Below are 18011 nucleotides of genomic sequence, written 5' to 3'. Positions count from 1 at the left end.
AATATTGACAGAGATTGAGTCAACCATGGACATTGAAATCAAGTCCAGGGAGGAAACATGTCCAGCAACAGGGCCGTAGCCACGCGTATCGAGGTGCCGCGGGGACTCGCGGGCGTCGTCGTCACCGACACCCGAATCGGTGACGTCCGAGGCATCGAGGGCTTCTACCACTACCGCCAGTACTCCGCCGTGGACCTCGCCCAGACCCGCGGCTTCGAGGACGTCTGGCATCTCCTGGCCCACGGCGAACTGCCGGACGCCGACCGGAGCGCGGCCTTCGCCGCCGAGACCGCCGCGCTGCGCCGGCTGCCCGAGGAGGTGCGGGCCGCGCTGCCCGCGGTGGCGGCGAGCGGCACGTCCGGACCGCTGTCCGGGATGCGTACGGCGTTGTCGCTGCTCGGTGCCGCGAAGGGCTTCCGGCCGGTGTACGACATCGACGCGGACGCGCGCCGCCGGGACACCCTCGTGGCGTCCGCCGCCGTACCGACACTGCTGACCGCGCTGTACCGGCTGGGGCAGGGACTTGATCCCGTGGAGCCGCGCGAGGACCTCTCCTACGCGGCCAACTACCTGTACATGTTGACGGGCTCGGAGCCGAACAAGCAGCAGGCCAGGGCGATCGAGCAATACTTGATCTCAACCATTGACCACGGATTCAACGCGTCAACCTTCACCGCGCGGGTCATCGCGTCGACCGGGGCGGATGTGGCGGCCTGCCTGGTGGGGGCCGTAGGGGCGCTCTCGGGTCCGCTGCACGGGGGTGCGCCCAGCCGGGCCCTGGACACCCTGGACGCGATCGGCACGCCGGACCGCATCGACCCCTGGATCCGTGAACGCGTCCTCGCAGGCGACCGCATCATGGGTTTCGGCCACGCCATCTACCGTACGGAGGACCCCCGTTCGCGGATGCTGCGCGAGGTCGCCCAGCAGTTCGGCGGGCCGCGGGTCGAGTTCGCGGTGGAGGTCGAGCGACAGGTGGAGGCGATCCTCGCGGAGCTCAAGCCGGGCCGCGAACTCCACACGAACGTCGAGTTCTACGCGGGGCTGGTGATGGAACTCTGCGGGCTGCCACGGGAGATGTTCACTCCTACGTTCGCCGCGGCGCGGGTGGTGGGGTGGGGCGCGAACGTCGTGGAGCAGGCGGAGGACCCGAAGATCATTCGTCCGGTGGCTCGGTATGTGGGGGTGGAGGCGCCGGTGGCGGTGCCGCTCATGAGCTGAGGACCAGCCCCGGGAACGCGTGTGGCCTGGTGCCGTTCTGACGCCAGGCCTCATGGGTGGTGATCGAGCAGCGACGGGGTTGCGGGCTGCTCGCATGTCGGGTGCCGGACTCGCTCACGGTGGCGTGCGGCCGGAGTTGGGACGGGACGGTCTTTGGTGGACGCGTGCTCGTGCGGTGCTGTCAGGCGTCGGGGATGTCTGCCTTGGCTCGAATCAGCGTTTCCCGACTCACGATGACGATGCGCTCGTAGTCGGCGCGTGCGGCGTCCGGGGGCAGTTCACCGTCCAGCTTCTCGGTTGCCTCGGTGCCGATGACGGCGAAATTGCCGTCACTGAGTTCGAACACATCGGGGCAGTTGGCTCCTGAGTTGCTGCCACGGGCACTCGGGGGCACACCGATGCGGCGCACGATCTTCAAAGGGGTACCGGTCCTTACAAAGGGTGTGGGCACAGTTGTGATCAGCAAAATACTGTGACGCGTGAGGAGTTCGTGGCGACATGGCAGAAAGTCACTCAGCTGTGTCCATGGTGCCGAAGGGTTGACAACCGGATCCTGGCGGTCGACGTCAGTCGGTGGGCGGGGTACCGACCACCCACCACTCGTCCGTGTCCGCTTCGTCCAGGTCCGTGACCAGGCCGTCGACGATGCGGCCGATCACGGCCTCCTCCGACGACTCGTTCAGGGTCGCCCGCTGGGCCTGCGACGCCTCCCAGTACTCCCGGAAGAGCGGACTCTGGAAGAACTCGCGCAAGTGCCTGTACAGCTCCTCCCGGTCGAGAATCCCGGCCCGGTAGAGATGGAAGAGGTGGACGTACCACGCGTTGGCGTAGAAGAACTGCCGACGCTTCTCGGCAGGGATGCTCTTGTCGTAGGTGTCTATCACCGCGGCGAGCGAGGGATCGTCGATGGCCCGTGCCAGCAACTCCCAGTGCATGCGCTGCTGATGGGCCAGCGCCTTCCGCCGGATCGCCAACTCCTCCAGTTCCAGGCGCCGTTCTTCCAGCCGTTGTTCGGCCAGGCGCGCCGCTTCCAGACGTCGCTGACGTGCCGCGAGTGTCATCGTGGCGGTGGCGAGCAGCAGGCTGAGCGCCGCGGAACCGATCCTCCCCGCCGAATACTTCCGTGTGGCCATGTCAACAACCCCCGAATCAGGCGGCCATCCGCCGGCCGTCGGGTGCGGGTTGGTGAAGACGGGGACCGGCGAGCGATGGGCGGCGCTTGCCGTCTCCCAGAGTGCCGAGCGGCTCTGATCGGCGGGGAGGCGGAGAGGAGGCGCACGGAGGGAAGCGAGGGTCGCACGAACCGGCGCCTTCCCCAACGTCTGCCCCGCGGGCGCTGCTAACAATCGTTCACTTCGCGGCGATTCTCCCGACTCCTATCCTGGGGCGGTATTCAACCTCCGTACGTGTGCCGCATCACGAGCCGGTGCACGCGTCGGCGCGAAAGAGGTCGCACGTTGAGCGAGCAGAGCCCGAGCGCAAGCCCGAGCCAAAGCCTCGGCCCGAACCGGAACGCAGGACTGGGCCAGGGCCCGGGGTCTAGTCGGGGCCCGTTCGTGAGCCGAAACCCTGGGTCGAGCCAGAGCGCAGGGCCGGGCCCGAGCACAGAGCCGAGCCCGAGCCAGGGCGCACGTCCAAGCCCCGGCCCGCACCCGGTGTCCGCGCCTCGCGCAGAGTCCACCCCGCCCGGACACCCCGTGTCCGCGCCCCGCACAGAGTCCACTCCGCCCGGGCACCCGGTGTCCGCGCCTCGCCCAGACTCCACCCCGCCCGGCCACCCGGACTCCTCGCCCCGCCCGGACGCGACCCCGCCGGTGCCCCCGGTCTCCGCACCCGATACCGCCCCGGCCCCGCCCCCGGCATCAGCACCCCGCCCGGACCCGACCCCGTCTCCGAACCCGGCCTCACCCCCGCCCTCGAACGCGCCCTCACCCACAACCTCGAACGCCGCCTCGCCCCCACCCCAAACCCCCGTCATCGTCATCGTCCTGGCCGGCTTCCTCGGCTCCGGCAAGACCACCCTCCTCAACCACCTCCTGCACCGCAGCGGAGGCAGCCGTATCGGGGCGATCGTCAACGACTTCGGGGCGATCGAGATCGACGCGCTGGCCGTGGCCGGGGCCCTCGGTGACTCGACCGTGTCGCTCGGCAACGGGTGCCTGTGCTGTGCCGTCGACGCCAGTGAACTCGACGTCTATCTGGAGCGACTCGCCCGGCCCTCCGCCGGGATCGACGTCATCGTCATCGAGGCCAGCGGGCTCGCCGAACCGGAGGAGCTGGTGCGGATGCTGCTCGCCAGCGAGCACCCGGGGATCGTCTACGGCGGGCTCGTCGAGGTCGTCGACGCGGCCGAGTTCGACGACACGCGCGTGAAGCACCCCGAGATCGACCGGCATCTCTCCCTCGCCGACCTCGTCGTCGTCAACAAGCTCGACCGGGTGGCCGACGCCCCGCGCGTCCTCGGCCTCGTCCGCTCGCTCACGGACCGCGCCGCCGTCGTCCCCGCGACCTACGGCCGTATCGACCCGGAGTTCCTCTTCGACTGCCGCCCGAACGAGGAGCGCGTCGGACAGCTGACCTTCGACGATCTCCATGAGCCGGACCACGACCACGCCGCCCACCTGCACACCGCCTACGACAGCCTCTCCCACGCCTCCGACGTGCCCGTCGACCCGCGCAGGCTGATGGCGTTCCTCGACAGCAGGCCCGAGGGGCTCTACCGCATCAAGGGGTACGTCGACTTCGGCGCGCACGATCCGCGCAACCGGTACGCCGTGCACGCCGTAGGACGGTTCCTGCGGTTCTATCCCGAGCCCTGGGCCGACGGGGACATACGGCTCACCCAGCTCGTGCTCATCGGTACCGGTCTCGACATGGCCGCCCTCGGCAAGGAGCTGGAGGCGTGCGCGGACGGCGACGCCCCACCTGCCGACGACGAGCGCGGCATGTGGGGCGTCCTCCGTTACGTACAAGAACCGGAGCGGGAGGCCGAGTTCGAGGTCGAGTTCGAGGTCGAGGTCGAGGTCGAATCCGGACCTGAGTCCGACCTCGGTCTCGCCGACTGAACGGTGTTACACCGGCGTGCTACACCGGCCCCGCCACCACCGACACCGTCTTCGGCAGTGACACGCCCGAGCCGTCGCGGCGCGGGTCCATCTCCGGGAGCTCCGCCGGGGTGCCGTCCCGTTGGGCCGCCTTGGCCGGTACCGCGCCCGCCCAGGCCAGGGAGAGGCAGTCCTCGCCCTTCAGGAAGCGCTGGCAGCGGACGCCCCCGGTGGCGCGGCCCTTGCGGGGGTACTGGTCGAACGGGGTCAGCTTGGCCGTCGTCTGGACGGAGTCGTCGAGCGTGCCGCGCGAGCCCGCGACCGTGAAGACGACCGCGTCCACCGCCGGGTCGACCGCCGTGAAGGAGATGACCTTCGCGCCGTCGGTGAGCTTGACGCCCGCCATGCCGCCGGCCGGGCGGCCCTGGGGGCGGACCTGGGAGGCCTGGTAGCGCAGGAGCTGGGCGTCGTCCGTGATGAAGACGAGGTCCTCCTCACCCGTGCGCAGCTCGATCGCGCCGACGATCCGGTCGCCGTCCTTGAGCGTGATGACCTCCAACTCCTCCTTGTTCGTGGGGTAGTCGGGGACCACGCGCTTGACGACGCCCTGTTCCGTGCCGATGGAGAGGCCGGGGGAGGACTCGTCCAGGGTCGTCAGGCAGATGACCGTCTCGCCCTCGTCCAGGGAGACGAACTCCGAGATCGGGGCGCCGCCGGAGAGGTTCGGCGCGGCGGCCGTGTCCGGGAGCTGGGGCAGGTCCACGACGTTGATCCGCAGGAGGCGGCCGGCCGAGGTGACCGCGCCCAGCTCGCCGCGCGCGGTTGCCGGGACCGCCGAGACGATCACGTCGTGCTTGACGCGCCGGGCGTCGGCGTCCTCCGGGAAGGGCTCGCCGTTCGCCGTGCGCGCCAGCAGGCCCGTCGAGGAGAGCAGCACCCGGCAGGGGTCGTCCGCCACCTGGAGCGGCACGGTGGCGGCGGGGGTGCCCGCCGACTCCAGCAGGACCGTACGCCGGTCGGTGCCGAACTTCTTGGCCACCGCGGCCAGTTCGGCCGAGACCAGCTTGCGCAGCTCGGCGTCGGACTCCAGGATGCGGGTCAACTCCGCGATCTCCGCCTGGAGTCGCTCCATCTCCGACTCCAGCTCGATCCGGTCGAACCGGGTGAGGCGGCGGAGCGGGGTGTCCAGGATGTACTGGGTCTGGATGTCCGACAGCGAGAAGCGCTCCATCAGGCTCTGCTTCGCCTGTGCGGAGTTGTCGCTGGAGCGGATGATCCGGATGACCTCATCGATGTCGATGAGAGCGGTGAGCAGACCCTCCACGAGGTGGAGGCGGTCGCGCCGCTTGGTGCGGCGGAACTCGCTACGGCGCCGCACGACGTCGAAGCGGTGGTCGAGGTAGACCTCCAGGAGTTCCTTGAGGCCCAGAGTGAGGGGCTGGCCGTCGACCAGAGCGACGTTGTTGATGCCGAAGGACTCCTCCATCGGCGTCAGCTTGTAGAGCTGCTCCAGTACCGCTTCCGGGACGAAGCCGTTCTTGATCTCGATGACCAGGCGCAGGCCGTGCGCGCGGTCGGTGAGGTCCTTGACGTCGGCGATGCCCTGGAGCTTCTTCGCGCCGACCAGGTCCTTGATCTTGGCGATGACCTTCTCGGGGCCCACGGAGAAGGGCAGTTCGGTGACGATCAGGCCCTTGCGGCGGGCCGTGACGTTGTCCACGGTGACCGTCGCGCGGATCTTGAAGGTGCCGCGGCCCGTCTCGTACGCGTCCCGGATGCCGGTGAGGCCGACGATCCGGCCGCCCGTGGGCAGGTCGGGGCCGGGGACGTGACGCATCAGGCTGTCCAGGTCCGCGTTCGGATAGCGGATCAGATGCCGGGCTGCGGCGATGACTTCGCCCAGGTTGTGCGGCGGCATGTTGGTGGCCATGCCGACGGCGATGCCCGACGAGCCGTTCACCAGGAGGTTCGGGAAGGCGGCGGGCAGGGCCACCGGCTCCTGCTCCTGGCCGTCGTAGTTCGGGGTGAAGTCGACCGTGTCCTCGTCGATCGACTCGGTCATCAGGTTCGCGGCCTCGGACGGCCGGCACTCGGTGTACCGCATGGCGGCGGGCGGGTCGTCGTTGCCCAGCGAGCCGAAGTTGCCGTGGCCGTCGGCCAGGGGCACGCGCATGGAGAAGGGCTGGGCCATGCGCACGAGGGCGTCGTAGATCGACGCGTCTCCGTGCGGGTGCAGCTTGCCCATGACCTCGCCGACGACACGCGCGCACTTCACGTAGCCGCGGTCGGGGCGCAGGCCCATCTCGTCCATCTGGTAGACGATGCGTCGGTGGACCGGCTTCAGGCCGTCCCGGGCGTCCGGCAGGGCGCGGGAGTAGATGACCGAGTACGCGTACTCAAGGTAGGAGCCCTGCATCTCGTCGACGACGTCGATGTCGAGGATGCGCTCCTCGAACGAGTCGTCGGGCGGCGGGGTCTTCGTGCTGCGGCGGGCCATCGCTGCCGGCTCCTCTTTTCTGGTCGCTCGCCTGGGGGTCGCTCCCCTTCGGCTTACTCTTGCTGAAGCGTGAACGGGGTCTTGACGTGAACCATTGTGGACCGCGGCACTGACAACGCGGACCAGGACCCGGCGTCGCCCGCTCGGGTCCGTCGCGGGCGGTTGCCGCGTGAGTCCACGTGTGCGACTGCCCGCAGGCTACGCGATCTCGCTCTCGGCGTACGTCCGCCGGGAACTTCGCCGACGGTCCGCACGCTTGCATACAGTGGCGGGACGAGCAGGATTTCTGCGTTTCCAGCCAGAGAATCCGCGATCGAAGGGACGTACATGCCCATGGGTCACACGGCCACCGCCGAGGCAGGCTCCGGCGGCCTGACAGCGACCGAACACCGCTTGGCCAACGGTCTGCGCGTGGTGCTCTCCGAGGACCACCTGACCCCGGTCGCGGCGGTGTGCCTCTGGTACGACGTCGGTTCCCGCCACGAGGTCAAGGGACGGACCGGCCTGGCTCACCTCTTCGAGCACCTGATGTTCCAGGGCTCCGGACAGGTGAAGGGCAACGGACACTTCGAACTGGTGCAGGGCGCGGGCGGTTCGCTCAACGGCACCACCAGTTTCGAGCGCACGAACTACTTCGAGACCATGCCCGCCCACCAGTTGGAGCTCGCCCTCTGGCTGGAGGCCGACCGCATGGGCTCCCTGCTGGCCGCCCTGGACGACGAGTCCATGGAGAACCAGCGGGACGTCGTCAAGAACGAACGCCGCCAGCGCTACGACAATGTGCCCTACGGCACCGCGTTCGAAAAGCTGACCGCCCTCGCCTACCCGGAGGGCCACCCCTACCACCACACGCCCATCGGCTCGATGGCGGACCTGGACGCGGCCACCCTGGAGGACGCGCGCGCGTTCTTCCGCACCTACTACGCGCCCAACAACGCGGTCCTGTCCGTGGTCGGCGACATCGACCCCGAGCAGACGCTCGCCTGGATCGAGAAGTACTTCGGGTCCATCGCCGCGCACGACGGCAAGCCCGCACCCCGTGACGGCGCGCTGCCCGACACGATGGGCGGGGAGCTGCGCGAGGTCGTCGTCGAGGAGGTCCCGGCGCGCGCCCTGATGTGCGCGTACCGCCTCCCGGAGGACGGCACGCGCGCGTCCGACGCGGCCGACCTCGCCCTCACCATCCTCGGCGGCGGCGAGTCCTCGCTCCTCTACAACCGCCTTGTCCGACGCGACCGTACGGCCGTCGCGGCCGGCTTCGGACTGCTGCGGCTGGCCGGAGCGCCCTCCCTGGGGTGGCTCGACGTGAAGACGTCCGGTGACGTCGAGGTGCCCGTCATCGAGGCCGCCATCGACGAGGAGCTCGCCCGGTTCGCCGAGGAGGGCCCCACGGCTGAGGAAATGGAGCGCGCCCAGGCCCAGTTGGAGCGCGAGTGGCTCGACCGGCTGGGCACGGTCGCGGGCCGCGCCGACGAACTGTGCCGGTACGCCGTCCTGTTCGGCGACCCGCAGCTCGCCCTGACCGCCGTACAGCGCGTCCTCGACGTGACGGCGGAGGAGGTCCAGGAGGTCGCCAAGGCCCGCCTGCGCCCCGACAACCGCGCGGTGCTCGTCTACGAGCCCGTCGCGGAAGAGGACGACGAAGCAGAGGCCGGCGACGAGAACGAGGAGGCGGCCAAGTGACCGAGCTCGCCACGATGGAATTCCACCCCCAGCCCCAGGCCGGCGAGGCCAGGCCGTGGGCCTTCCCGGCCCCCGAACGCGGCACGCTGGCCAACGGCCTGACGGTCCTGCGCTGCCACCGCCCCGGCCAGCAGGTCGTCGCCGTGGAGGTGCTCCTGGACGCGCCCCTGGACGCCGAGCCGGCCGGCCTGGACGGTGTCGCCACGATCACCGCGCGCGCCTTCTCCGAGGGCACCGACAAGCACTCCGCCGAGGAGTTCGCCGCCGAGCTGGAGCGCTCCGGCGCCACTCTCGACGCGCACGCCGACCACCCCGGGCTGCGCCTCAGCCTGGAGGTCCCGGCCTCGCGCCTGGCCAAGGGGCTCGGCCTGCTCTCCGACGCGCTGCGCGCGCCCGCCTTCGCGGACAGCGAGATCGAGCGGCTGGTCCGCAACCGCCTCGACGAGATCCCGCACGAGACGGCCAACCCCTCGCGCCGCGCCGCCAAGGAGCTCTCCAAGGAGCTGTTCCCGGCGAGCTCGCGCATGTCGCGTCCGCGCCAGGGCACCGAGGAGACCGTCGAGAAGATCGACTCGGCGTCCGTACGCGCCTTCTACGAGCGGCACGTCCGCCCCGCGACGGCCACCGCCGTGGTCGTCGGCGACCTCACCGGCATCGACCTGGACGCGCTGCTCGCCGACACCCTGGGTTCGTGGACGGGCTCCTCCGCGCAGCCGCGTCCCGTGCCGCCGGTGACCGCCGACGACACCGGGCGGGTCGTGATCGTGCACCGTCCCGGCGCCGTCCAGACGCAGCTGCTCATCGGCCGTGTCGGAGCCGACCGGCACGACCGCGTGTGGCCGGCCCAGGTGCTCGGCACGTACTGCCTCGGCGGCACCCTCACCTCCCGCCTGGACCGCGTCCTGCGCGAGGAGAAGGGCTACACCTACGGTGTGCGGGCGTTCGGCCAGGTGCTGCGTTCGGCACCCGACGGCACGGGCGCCGCGATGCTCGCCATCAGCGGCTCCGTGGACACCCCGAACACCGGTCCCGCGCTGGACGACCTGTGGACGGTGCTGCGCAAGCTCGCCGAGGGCGGCCTCACCGACGCCGAGCGTGACGTCGCCGTGCAGAACCTCGTCGGGGTGGCGCCGCTCAAGTACGAGACCGCCGCGGCCGTCGCGAGCACGCTGGCCGACCAGGTCGAGCAGCACCTGCCCGACGACTACCAGGCGACGCTGTATCAGCAGCTCGCCGCGACCGGCACCGTGGAGGCCACCGCGGCGGTCGTGAACGCCTTCCCGGTGGACCGTCTGGTGACGATCCTGGTCGGCGACGCGGAGCAGATCAAGGCGCCCGTGGAAGCGCTCGGCATCGGCGAAGTGACCGTCGTCCCGGCCGAGTAGACGACCCGTAGCGGGCCGATGAGCGGCACGCGCGCGTGGGGGCCCTGGTGGCTGAAGAGTCACCAGGGCCCCCTATTGTCCGAATTGGGGGAGAGGTTGCCTGTCTGCCCTGTGGCATGTGCAACAAAAACCTTGATCCGTTTGGGGATTGAAAGTGGCCCCCCTTAGCGTCGGTCCGGCTGTCCGTCAGGCACCGCGCCGCACTCGCGGCACCGGACAGTCATCGCCGAGTCCCCGTACGGCGCGAGCCAGGGGAGCCGGGGACCCACGTCCCTGGGGTGAATCGGACGCCCGTGGAGGGGGTCCGTAGGAGACCTTCCTGCTCCGAACCCGTCAGCTAACCCGGTAGGCGAGAAGGAAGGAAAGGATCAGCCACTCCATGGCGTTCACCCGCGCCACCGGGAAGCACCGTCGCCCGAGCCGGACCCACCGCACCACCGTTCGTGTCGCGAGCGTCGCGGCCCTCACCACCACCGGCGTCATCGGCACCCTCGCGAGCGCCCCGGCGTTCGCCGCGGAGCCCGCCGCAGAACAGACCGGACTCACCCCCGTCATCGCCATCGGCGACTCCGTGGCCGAGAAGATCGACGCCCAGGCCGCCGCCCAGCGGCAGGCCGCCGCCGAGGCGCAGGCCAAGGAGGAGGCCCGGGCCAGGGCCGCCGCGCAGGCCAAGGCGGAGCACGAGGCCAAGGAGCGCGCCGCCCGTGCCGCCGAGCGCAAGAGGCTCAACACCTTCGTCGCACCGGTCACCGGCTCGTACGTCTCCACCGGCTACAAGACCGGCGGTTCCCTCTGGTCGTCCGGCGCCCACACCGGCATCGACTTCCACGCCTCGACCGGCACCTCGGTCCACGCTGTCGGTTCCGGCACCGTCGTCGAGGCCGGCTGGGGCGGCTCGTACGGCAATCAAGTGGTGATCAAGATGGCCGACGGCATGTACACCATGTACGGCCACCTGTCGTCCATCGGTGTCTCCGTCGGCCAGACGGTCACCCCGGGCCGGCAGATCGGCCTCTCCGGGGCGACCGGCAACGTCACCGGACCGCACCTCCACTTCGAGGCCCGCACCACCGCGGAGTACGGCTCGGACGTCGACCCCGTCGCCTACCTCCGCAAGCACGGCGTGAACGTCTGACGGCGTAGCACCGCACTTCCCGAAGCCCTGGCCCGCCCGGCCGGGGCTTTCGGCGTTTCCGGAGCCCTCCTGTCCAAAAAATATGCATGGATTCCGGCCCCCCATCGGAAATTCCCGCTCATTGCAATAGAGTCACGGAACACACGTCAATCGTCGACGTTTCACGGGGATTAAGGCGGAGGTCGGACATGCGTATTCCGGCGCACTCGGTATGCACGGCGATCCGGGACGACATCGTCGCCGGTGTCTACGAGCGCGGCAGCCGGCTCACGGAGGAACTCCTCGCGCGCCGGTACGGGGTCTCGCGCGTCCCCGTCCGGGAGGCCCTGCGCACGCTGGAGGCCGAGGGGTTCGTGGTGACCCGGCGGCACGCGGGCGCGTGCGTCGCGGAACCGACCGAGCAGGAGGCCGCCGACCTGCTGGAGATGCGGATGCTGCTGGAGCCGCTCGGCGCCTCACGGGCCGCGCAGCGGCGCACCGAGGCCCACCTCAAGGTGCTGCGCGGCCTCGTCAGGCTGGGCCAGGAGCGGGCCAGGCGGGGCAACAGCGAGGATCTGCGCTCCCTGGGCAGCTGGTTCCACGAGACGCTGTCCCAGGCCTCCGGGAGTCCCGCGCTGACCTCGATGCTGACCCAGCTGCGGCACAAGATCGCCTGGATGTACGCGGTGGACGCCCCGGCCAACCCCGTGGAGTCCTGGGCCGAGCACGGCGCCATCGTGGACGCCGTGGCCCGCGGCGACGCCGAGCGCGCCCGGGCGATCACCGCCCTGCACACCGAGCGCGCGGGCACCGCGCACCGGCTGCGCTTTCCCGGCGGGGCGAACGCCGCGAACGGCGCGGACCGTGTGAGGACTTCGCAACCTCCCGTAAACATGTCGGGTCTGCGGCATTAACACGGGCACCGTATACAAAGAGGAGCTAATTCGCGGGGGATTATTCATGCTGCCCACAAATGGAAATGCGAAGGGCTCGCCCGGTAATTCGGACGAGCCCTTCGAGGTTGTGGTGCATCGGGTTTTGGGCAAATGCACCGCAACCCTCAATTGGGTGGTGCTCAGACGGTCTCGGGGAGTTCCTCGAGGCCTTCCGCGACCAGCTTCGCGAGGCGGTCGAGGGCCGCGTCCGCGCCCTCGGCGTCCGACGCGAGGACGATCTCCTCGCCGCCCTGGGCGCCCAGGCCCAGGACCGCGAGCATGGAGGCCGCGTTGACGGGGTTGCCGTCGGCCTTGGCGATCGTCACGGGGATACCCGAGGCCGTGGTGGCCCGGACGAAGATGGAGGCGGGGCGGGCGTGAAGGCCCTCCGCCCAGCCGACGTTGACGCGGCGCTCAGCCATGTGATGCTGCCCTTCAGAGTCTCAGGGTTGTCTAGACCAGTTTCCCACACGTGAAGCGAGCCCGGACCGGTCCGCCGGACCGTCCGGAACGGGGTGTCGGGCCGCGGCCTCGGCCCCACTCCCCGCGCTCTGTTGTTCCCCACAGACTGCCTCGCGCCGTTGTCGGACGCGAGCCGTACGCTGGGCCCCATGCAGACCTCGTCGGACCGGCACGAGTACCCCGCCCACTGGGAAGCCGACGTGGTGCTGCGCGACGGGGGTACCGCGCGCATCAGGCCCATCACCGTCGACGACGCCGATCGCCTGGTCAGCTTCTACGAGCAGGTCTCCGACGAGTCGAAGTACTACCGCTTCTTCGCGCCGTATCCCCGCCTGTCCGCCAAGGACGTCCACCGCTTCACGCACCACGACTTTGTGGACCGGGTGGGACTCGCGGCCACCGTCGGCGGCGAGTTCATCGCCACCGTACGCTATGACCGCATTAGTGCCGACGGGCGAGCCGCCTCCGCACCGGCCGACGAGGCCGAGGTCGCCTTCCTCGTGCAGGACGCGCACCAGGGGAGGGGCGTCGCGTCCGCCCTCCTGGAGCACATCGCGGCCGTCGCCCGCGAGCGCGGCATCCGCCGCTTCGCCGCCGAGGTGCTGCCCGCCAACAACAAGATGATCAAGGTGTTCACGGACGCCGGCTACACCCAGAAGCGAAGCTTCGAGGACGGCGTCGTCCGCCTGGAGTTCGACCTCGAACCCACGGACCGGTCCCTCGCCGTGCAGCGCGCACGCGAGCAGCGCGCCGAAGCACGTTCCGTACGGCGGCTGTTGGTGCCCGGATCGGTCGCGGTCATCGGTGTCGGCCGCTCCCCCCGCGGGGTGGGCCGCAGCGTTCTCGACAACATCAGGGACGCCGGTTTCGCCGGTGGCCTGTACGCCGTGAACAAGGCGTTCCCCGAAGAGCAGAAGGACCTCGACGGGGTACCGGCCCACCGCTCGGTGCGCGACATCGAGGGCCCCGTGGACCTCGCGGTCGTCGCCGTACCGGTCGAGCACGTCCCCGAAGTCGTCGCCGAGTGCGGTGAACACGGGGTGCAGGGGCTGGTCGTGCTCACCGCCGGTTACGCCGAGAGCGGCCCCGAAGGACGCGAGCGCCAGCGTGAACTCGTGCGCCACGCGCGCACGTACGGCATGCGCATCATCGGACCGAACGCCTTCGGGGTCATCAACACCGCGGCCGACGTACGCCTGAACGCCTCCCTCGCCCCCGAGATGCCGCGCCCCGGACGCATCGGCCTGTTCGCCCAGTCCGGTGCCATCGGCATCGCCCTGCTGTCCCGGCTGCACCGGCGCGGCGGCGGGGTCACCGGGGTCACGGGCGTCTCCACGTTCGTGTCGTCGGGCAACCGCGCGGACGTCTCCGGAAACGACGTCCTCCAGTACTGGTTCGACGACCCCGACACCGACGTCGCCCTCATGTACCTGGAGTCCATCGGCAACCCCCGCAAGTTCACCCGCCTCGCCCGGCGCACCGCGGCGGCGAAACCGCTGGTCGTCGTCCAGGGCGCCGGCTCCGCCCCCCAGGGTCACGCCGTACGGGCGACCCGCCTGCCGCACGCCACGGTGTCCGCACTGCTCCGCCAGGCCGGGGTGATCCGCGTCGAGACGATCACCGAACTGGTGGACACCGGGCTGCTCCTGGCACGGCAGCCGCTGCCCGGCGGCCCGCGCGTGGCGATCGTCGGGAACTCCGAGTCCCTGGGACTGCTGACGTACGACGCGTGCCTCTCCGAGGGGTTGCGGCCGCTCGCCCCGCTGGACCTGACGACGGCCGCGACGGCCGGGGACTTCCATCGGGCCCTGTCGGAGGCGTTGGCCGAGGAGGCGTGCGACGCCGTGGTGGTGACGGCGATACCCGCGGTGGGGGAGGGGCCGGCCGAGGACGCGGCACTGGCGGAGGCACTGCGCTCAGCGGCGGCGGCCGTTCCCGGGAAGCCGGTGCTGGTGGTGCACGTGGAACTCGGAGGCCTGGCCGAGGCGTTGTCCGCCGCGATGAGCACGGCACCCCAGGTCGCCTCCAGGACACCCGGCACAGCGGCCGGCTCCGACCGGCACCGCCCCGCGGAGGGAGCCCCGCGACCGGACACCGCGGAACCGGAGCAGCCCGTCACCGGGATACCCGCCCCCGGGGGCGGCGGTCTCATCCCCGCCTTCCCCGCCGCCGAGCGCGCCGTCCGCGCCCTCTCCGAAGCCGTGAAGTACGCCCAGTGGCGGCGCGAGGCCGTCGACCCCGGCCGGGTCCCCGAGTTCGAGGACATCGACGAGAAGGGCGCCGCCGGGCTGATCGGCAGGCTCCTCGCGCGCGGGCAGGGCCTCACCCTCGGCGTCGACGACACCTGCGACCTGCTCGGGAAGTACGGCGTCGACGTCCACCGCGCGCTCCCCGCGCCCACCCCGGACGCCGCCGCCGAGGCCGCCCGCACCCTCGGCTACCCGGTCGCCCTCAAGGCCACCGCCCCGCACCTGCGCCACCGCGCCGACCTGGGCGGCGTACGGCTGGATCTCGCGGACGAGGACCAACTGCGGCGGGCGTACGCCGAGTTGGGTGAACTGTTCGGGACGCCCGAGGAGCTGCGGCCGGTGGTGCAGCGGATGGCGCCGCGCGGGGTCGACACCGTCGTACGGGCCGTCATCGACCCGGCGGCCGGGGCCGTGCTGTCGTTCGGGCTCGCCGGGGCCGCCTCGCAGCTGCTCGGGGACACCGCGCACCGGCTGATCCCGGTCACGGACCGGGAGGCCGCCTCGCTGGTCCGGTCGATCCGGACGGCACCGCTCCTGTTCGGCTGGCGCGGCTCCACACCGGTCGACACGCCTGCCCTGGAGGAGCTGATGCTCCGGGTGTCGCGGCTGGTCGACGACCACCCCGAGGTCGTCGCCGTGACCCTGGAACCGGTCGTCGTCGCCGCGCACGGCCTGAGCGTGCTGGGCGCCTCCGTCCGGCTGGCCCCGCCCCCGGTCCGCGACGACCTCGGCCCGCGCACGCTTCCCGTGTACTGAGAGACACGGCAGGCACCCCCGGACGCCTTCCGCGCACTGGGCACAGCCGTGCGACAGGAGAGATGAGACGGCCCTGACCGGTGCCTCGCAGTCAGTGCGCCACCGTAGGATGGACGTCATGGCCAAGACCAGTACGACGACCCAGGGGCTGCGTGCGGCGATCGAGCGCAGCGGCTACTACCCGGCCCTCGTGGCCGAGGCGGTGGAGGCCGCCGTGGGCGGCGAGCCGATCCGGTCGTTCCTGGTCCACCAGGAGACCACGTTCGACCAGAACGAAGTGCGCCGGCATGTGACCGTGCTCGTCCTCACCGGCAACCGCTTCATCGTCAGCCACACCGACGAGCAGGCCGCCGACAGCACCTCCCCGACGCCGTACGCGACGACGTCCACGGAGTCCGTGAAGCTCGGCCGGATCTCGTCCGTGGTGCTCAGCCGCGTGGTCGCCAACCCGGAGTCGTACACCCCGGGCACGCTGCCCCGGGAGGTCGTGCTGACCATCGGCTGGGGTGCCGTCGCCCGGATCGACCTGGAGCCGGCCGCCTGCGGCGACCCCAACTGCGAGGCGGACCACGGCTACACGGGCAACTCGACGGCGGACGACCTGAGCCTGCGCGTCAGCGAGGCGGGCGACGGCCCGGAGACGGTCCAGCAGACCCTCGCCTTCGCCCAGTCCCTCTCCGAGGCGACCGCGGACGTTCCGCGCTGATGTCCCACCCGTCTCCCTCCGCCGCCCATGACCGAGGGCGCTCAGCGCCCACCCCTCCCGCTTTCGCGGCCTGGGACCACCCGGAACCCCTGCCCGTCGAGTCCGCGCCCGTCCCCGAGTACGGCTCCGGCTCCCTGGCCGACCTGCTGCCCACGCTGGCCGCGGGCATGGGCGTACCCGGCACGACCGCGGCGATCCCGGAGCTGACCCCGGCCGACCGCAACTGCGTCTTCCTGATCGACGGCCTCGGCTGGGAGCAGATCAAGGACCACGCCGACGAGGCGCCCTACCTGCACGCACTGCTCGGCAGCTCACGCGGCGGCACCGGGCGCCCCCTCACCGCCGGTTACCCGGCGACCACCGCGACCTCCCTTGCCTCCGTCGGCACCGGCCTGCCGCCCGGCGCCCACGGCCTGCCCGGCTACACCGTGCGCAACCCGGCCACCGGCGAGCTGATGAACCAGCTCCGCTGGCAGCCGTGGACCAAGCCGGGGGCCTGGCAGCCGTACCCCACGATCTTCCAGCTGGCCCAGGACGCGGGTGTGCACGCCGCCCAGGTGTCGTCCCCGACCTTCCAGAACACCCCGCTGACGAAGGTCGCGCTCAGCGGCGGGACGTTCCACGGGCGGCTCACCGGCGAGGAGCGCATGGACCTCGCGGCCGAGCAACTGGCCGCAGGGGGCCGCTCGTTGGTGTACACGTACTACGCCGAACTCGACGGCGCGGGCCACCGCCACGGCATCGCCTCCGACAACTGGCGCGGCCAACTCATGTACGTCGACCGGCTCGTCCAGCGCCTCGCCGGCCAACTCCCGCCGCGCAGCGCCCTGTACGTCACCGCCGACCACGGCATGATCGACGTGCCCTTCGACGAGGAGCACCGCATCGACTTCGACGCGGACTGGGAGCTGCGCGCCGGCGTCGCCCTCCTCGGCGGTGAGGGCCGCGCCCGCCACGTCTACGCGGTACGCGGCGCCGAGAGCGACGTCCTGACCTGCTGGCGCGAGGTCCTCGGCGAGCAGTTCTGGGTGGCCTCCCGGGACGAGGCGATCGCGGCGGGCTGGTTCGGCCCGCACATCGACGAGCGCGTCTACGACCGTCTCGGCGACGTGATCGCGGCGGCCCGGGACGACGTCCTGATCATCGCGTCCGAGCGCGAACCGAAGGAGTCGGCGATGGTCGGCAACCACGGTTCGATGACCCCCGCCGAGCAGTTCGTCCCGCTGCTCGAAGTACGCTCCTGAAGCCCCTCCGACCTCCGTCTTGCCGAAAGGTGCTCAACTCCCCATGCCCGAGCTGGTGTTCTTCTGCGGAACCATGGACTGCGGGAAGTCGACCCTGGCGCTCCAGATCGAGCACAACCGCTCGGCACGCGGACTGGCGGGGATGATCTTCACCCGGGACGACCGCGCGGGCGAGGGAAAGCTTTCCTCACGCCTCGGCCTGGTCACCGACGCCGTGGAGGTCGAGGACGAGCAGGACCTGTACGCGTACCTCGTCGACCACCTCTCCCAGGGCGGCCGGGCGGACTACGTCATCGCCGACGAGGCGCAGTTCCTGGGCCCGGTGCAGATCGACCAGCTCGCGCGCGTGGTCGACGATCTGGGCCTCGACGTCTACGCCTTCGGAATTACGACCGACTTCCGCTCCAAGCTCTTCCCCGGCTCCCAGCGCCTGGTCGAACTCGCCGACCGCGTGGAGGTCCTCCAGGTGGAGGCCCTGTGCTGGTGCGGCGCCCGCGCCACCCACAACGCGCGCACGATAGGCGGCGAGATGGTCGTCGAGGGCGCCCAGGTCGTCGTGGGCGACGTCAACCAGGCGGAAGCGGTCGGCTACGAGGTCCTGTGCCGCCGCCACCACCGCCGCCGTATGACGGCGGCCACGGCCCGCGCGGCGGCCCTGTCCCCCGACGTGCTGCCGATGACGTCGGCCTAGGGCCTTTCCGACCATACCCGTCTG

At 71.0% G+C, this 18011-nt stretch carries 14 protein-coding genes and 1 riboswitch; of the genes, 10 read left to right on the top strand and 4 right to left on the bottom strand.

Annotated features, from left to right (window positions below; translation table 11 throughout):
* Window positions 1-57: 57 nt before the first annotated feature.
* Window positions 58-1221 carry a citrate synthase gene (locus ACIRB1_RS07040; RefSeq protein ID WP_403464810.1) on the top strand — a complete coding sequence of 388 codons (1164 nt, stop codon included), beginning with the start codon at window positions 58-60 and terminating at the stop codon, window positions 1219-1221.
* A 181-nt stretch (window positions 1222-1402) separates the two neighbouring features.
* Here ACIRB1_RS07040 and ACIRB1_RS07035 read toward each other — a convergent pair whose 3' ends face one another.
* Both ACIRB1_RS07035 and ACIRB1_RS07030 read right to left on the bottom strand, forming a co-directional pair.
* Window positions 1403-1639: a hypothetical protein gene (locus ACIRB1_RS07035; protein ID WP_403464809.1), complete on the bottom strand. Its 237-nt coding sequence runs from the start codon at window positions 1637-1639 to the stop codon at window positions 1403-1405.
* Window positions 1640-1787: 148 nt separating this feature from the next.
* Window positions 1788-2354 carry a DUF6082 family protein gene (locus ACIRB1_RS07030; RefSeq protein WP_403464808.1) on the bottom strand — a complete coding sequence of 189 codons (567 nt, stop codon included), beginning with the start codon at window positions 2352-2354 and terminating at the stop codon, window positions 1788-1790.
* An 843-nt stretch (window positions 2355-3197) separates the two neighbouring features.
* Between ACIRB1_RS07030 and ACIRB1_RS07025 the strand changes: the two genes are divergently transcribed.
* Window positions 3198-4286, top strand: coding sequence for a CobW family GTP-binding protein (locus ACIRB1_RS07025; protein WP_403464916.1), 1089 nt, complete (start codon window positions 3198-3200; stop codon window positions 4284-4286).
* 19 nt (window positions 4287-4305) lie between these two features.
* Here the strand turns inward: ACIRB1_RS07025 and ACIRB1_RS07020 are convergent, their stop codons facing one another.
* On the bottom strand, window positions 4306-6762 hold the full coding sequence (locus ACIRB1_RS07020) for a DNA topoisomerase (ATP-hydrolyzing) subunit A (protein ID WP_403464807.1): 2457 nt from the start codon (window positions 6760-6762) through the stop codon (window positions 4306-4308).
* Between the two features lie 327 nt (window positions 6763-7089).
* Here ACIRB1_RS07020 and ACIRB1_RS07015 point away from each other — a divergent pair, with 327 nt between their 5' ends.
* The 4 genes from ACIRB1_RS07015 (at window position 7090) to ACIRB1_RS07000 (ending at window position 11858) form a co-directional block, all read left to right on the top strand.
* Window positions 7090-8445: a M16 family metallopeptidase gene (locus ACIRB1_RS07015; RefSeq protein WP_403464806.1), complete on the top strand. Its 1356-nt coding sequence runs from the start codon at window positions 7090-7092 to the stop codon at window positions 8443-8445.
* Entirely contained in the window at window positions 8442-9830 is a 1389-nt protein-coding gene (locus ACIRB1_RS07010) for a M16 family metallopeptidase (RefSeq protein WP_403464805.1), read from the top strand. The genes ACIRB1_RS07015 and ACIRB1_RS07010 overlap by 4 nt, the downstream gene beginning before the upstream one ends.
* A gap of 214 nt (window positions 9831-10044) precedes the next feature.
* Window positions 10045-10196: riboswitch (cyclic di-AMP (ydaO/yuaA leader) on the top strand.
* A 13-nt stretch (window positions 10197-10209) separates the two neighbouring features.
* On the top strand, window positions 10210-10965 hold the full coding sequence (locus tag ACIRB1_RS07005; protein WP_403464804.1) for a M23 family metallopeptidase: 756 nt from the start codon (window positions 10210-10212) through the stop codon (window positions 10963-10965).
* Between the two features lie 188 nt (window positions 10966-11153).
* Window positions 11154-11858 (top strand): GntR family transcriptional regulator, encoded by a 705-nt coding sequence (locus ACIRB1_RS07000; protein ID WP_403464803.1) that lies wholly within the window; start codon window positions 11154-11156, stop codon window positions 11856-11858.
* A gap of 161 nt (window positions 11859-12019) precedes the next feature.
* Here ACIRB1_RS07000 and ACIRB1_RS06995 read toward each other — a convergent pair whose 3' ends face one another.
* Complete coding sequence (locus ACIRB1_RS06995) at window positions 12020-12301, bottom strand: HPr family phosphocarrier protein (RefSeq protein WP_013000229.1); 282 nt, start codon at window positions 12299-12301, stop codon at window positions 12020-12022.
* 189 nt (window positions 12302-12490) lie between these two features.
* Between ACIRB1_RS06995 and ACIRB1_RS06990 the strand changes: the two genes are divergently transcribed.
* The 4 genes from ACIRB1_RS06990 to ACIRB1_RS06975 all read left to right on the top strand — a co-directional run bounded on the left by ACIRB1_RS06990 (window position 12491) and on the right by ACIRB1_RS06975 (window position 17987).
* The gene (locus ACIRB1_RS06990) at window positions 12491-15346 is read left to right on the top strand and encodes a GNAT family N-acetyltransferase (protein WP_403464802.1); all 2856 of its coding nucleotides are present in this window, start codon (window positions 12491-12493) and stop codon (window positions 15344-15346) included.
* A 109-nt stretch (window positions 15347-15455) separates the two neighbouring features.
* Window positions 15456-16052 (top strand): DUF5998 family protein, encoded by a 597-nt coding sequence (locus ACIRB1_RS06985; protein ID WP_078652624.1) that lies wholly within the window; start codon window positions 15456-15458, stop codon window positions 16050-16052.
* Entirely contained in the window at window positions 16052-17296 is a 1245-nt protein-coding gene (locus ACIRB1_RS06980; protein ID WP_352178105.1) for a nucleotide pyrophosphatase/phosphodiesterase family protein, read from the top strand. The genes ACIRB1_RS06985 and ACIRB1_RS06980 overlap by 1 nt, the downstream gene beginning before the upstream one ends.
* A gap of 43 nt (window positions 17297-17339) precedes the next feature.
* Complete coding sequence (locus ACIRB1_RS06975; RefSeq protein ID WP_352178104.1) at window positions 17340-17987, top strand: thymidine kinase; 648 nt, start codon at window positions 17340-17342, stop codon at window positions 17985-17987.
* The last annotated feature ends 24 nt before the right edge of the window (window positions 17988-18011 follow it).

This window comes from Streptomyces sp. NPDC096013, from assembly GCF_044763565.1.
Lineage (GTDB): Bacteria > Actinomycetota > Actinomycetes > Streptomycetales > Streptomycetaceae > Streptomyces.
The sequence above is the reverse complement of the archived record's forward strand: the minus strand, read 5'-3'. Positions and strand labels throughout refer to the sequence as shown.

Bases quoted from the DNA above. Each gene is read 5' to 3' on its own strand.
- ACIRB1_RS07040 (WP_403464810.1), top strand. From the start codon at position 58: ATGTCCAGCAACAGGGCCGTAGCCACGCGTATCGAGGTGCCGCGGGGA.
- ACIRB1_RS07030 (WP_403464808.1), bottom strand. From the start codon at position 2,354: ATGGCCACACGGAAGTATTCGGCGGGGAGGATCGGTTCCGCGGCGCTC.
- ACIRB1_RS07020 (WP_403464807.1), bottom strand. From the start codon at position 6,762: ATGGCCCGCCGCAGCACGAAGACCCCGCCGCCCGACGACTCGTTCGAG.
- ACIRB1_RS07015 (WP_403464806.1), top strand. From the start codon at position 7,090: ATGCCCATGGGTCACACGGCCACCGCCGAGGCAGGCTCCGGCGGCCTG.
- ACIRB1_RS07005 (WP_403464804.1), top strand. From the start codon at position 10,210: ATGGCGTTCACCCGCGCCACCGGGAAGCACCGTCGCCCGAGCCGGACC.
- ACIRB1_RS07000 (WP_403464803.1), top strand. From the start codon at position 11,154: ATGCGTATTCCGGCGCACTCGGTATGCACGGCGATCCGGGACGACATC.
- ACIRB1_RS06995 (WP_013000229.1), bottom strand. From the start codon at position 12,301: ATGGCTGAGCGCCGCGTCAACGTCGGCTGGGCGGAGGGCCTTCACGCC.
- ACIRB1_RS06990 (WP_403464802.1), top strand. From the start codon at position 12,491: ATGCAGACCTCGTCGGACCGGCACGAGTACCCCGCCCACTGGGAAGCC.
- ACIRB1_RS06985 (WP_078652624.1), top strand. From the start codon at position 15,456: ATGGACGTCATGGCCAAGACCAGTACGACGACCCAGGGGCTGCGTGCG.
- ACIRB1_RS06980 (WP_352178105.1), top strand. From the start codon at position 16,052: ATGTCCCACCCGTCTCCCTCCGCCGCCCATGACCGAGGGCGCTCAGCG.
- ACIRB1_RS06975 (WP_352178104.1), top strand. From the start codon at position 17,340: ATGCCCGAGCTGGTGTTCTTCTGCGGAACCATGGACTGCGGGAAGTCG.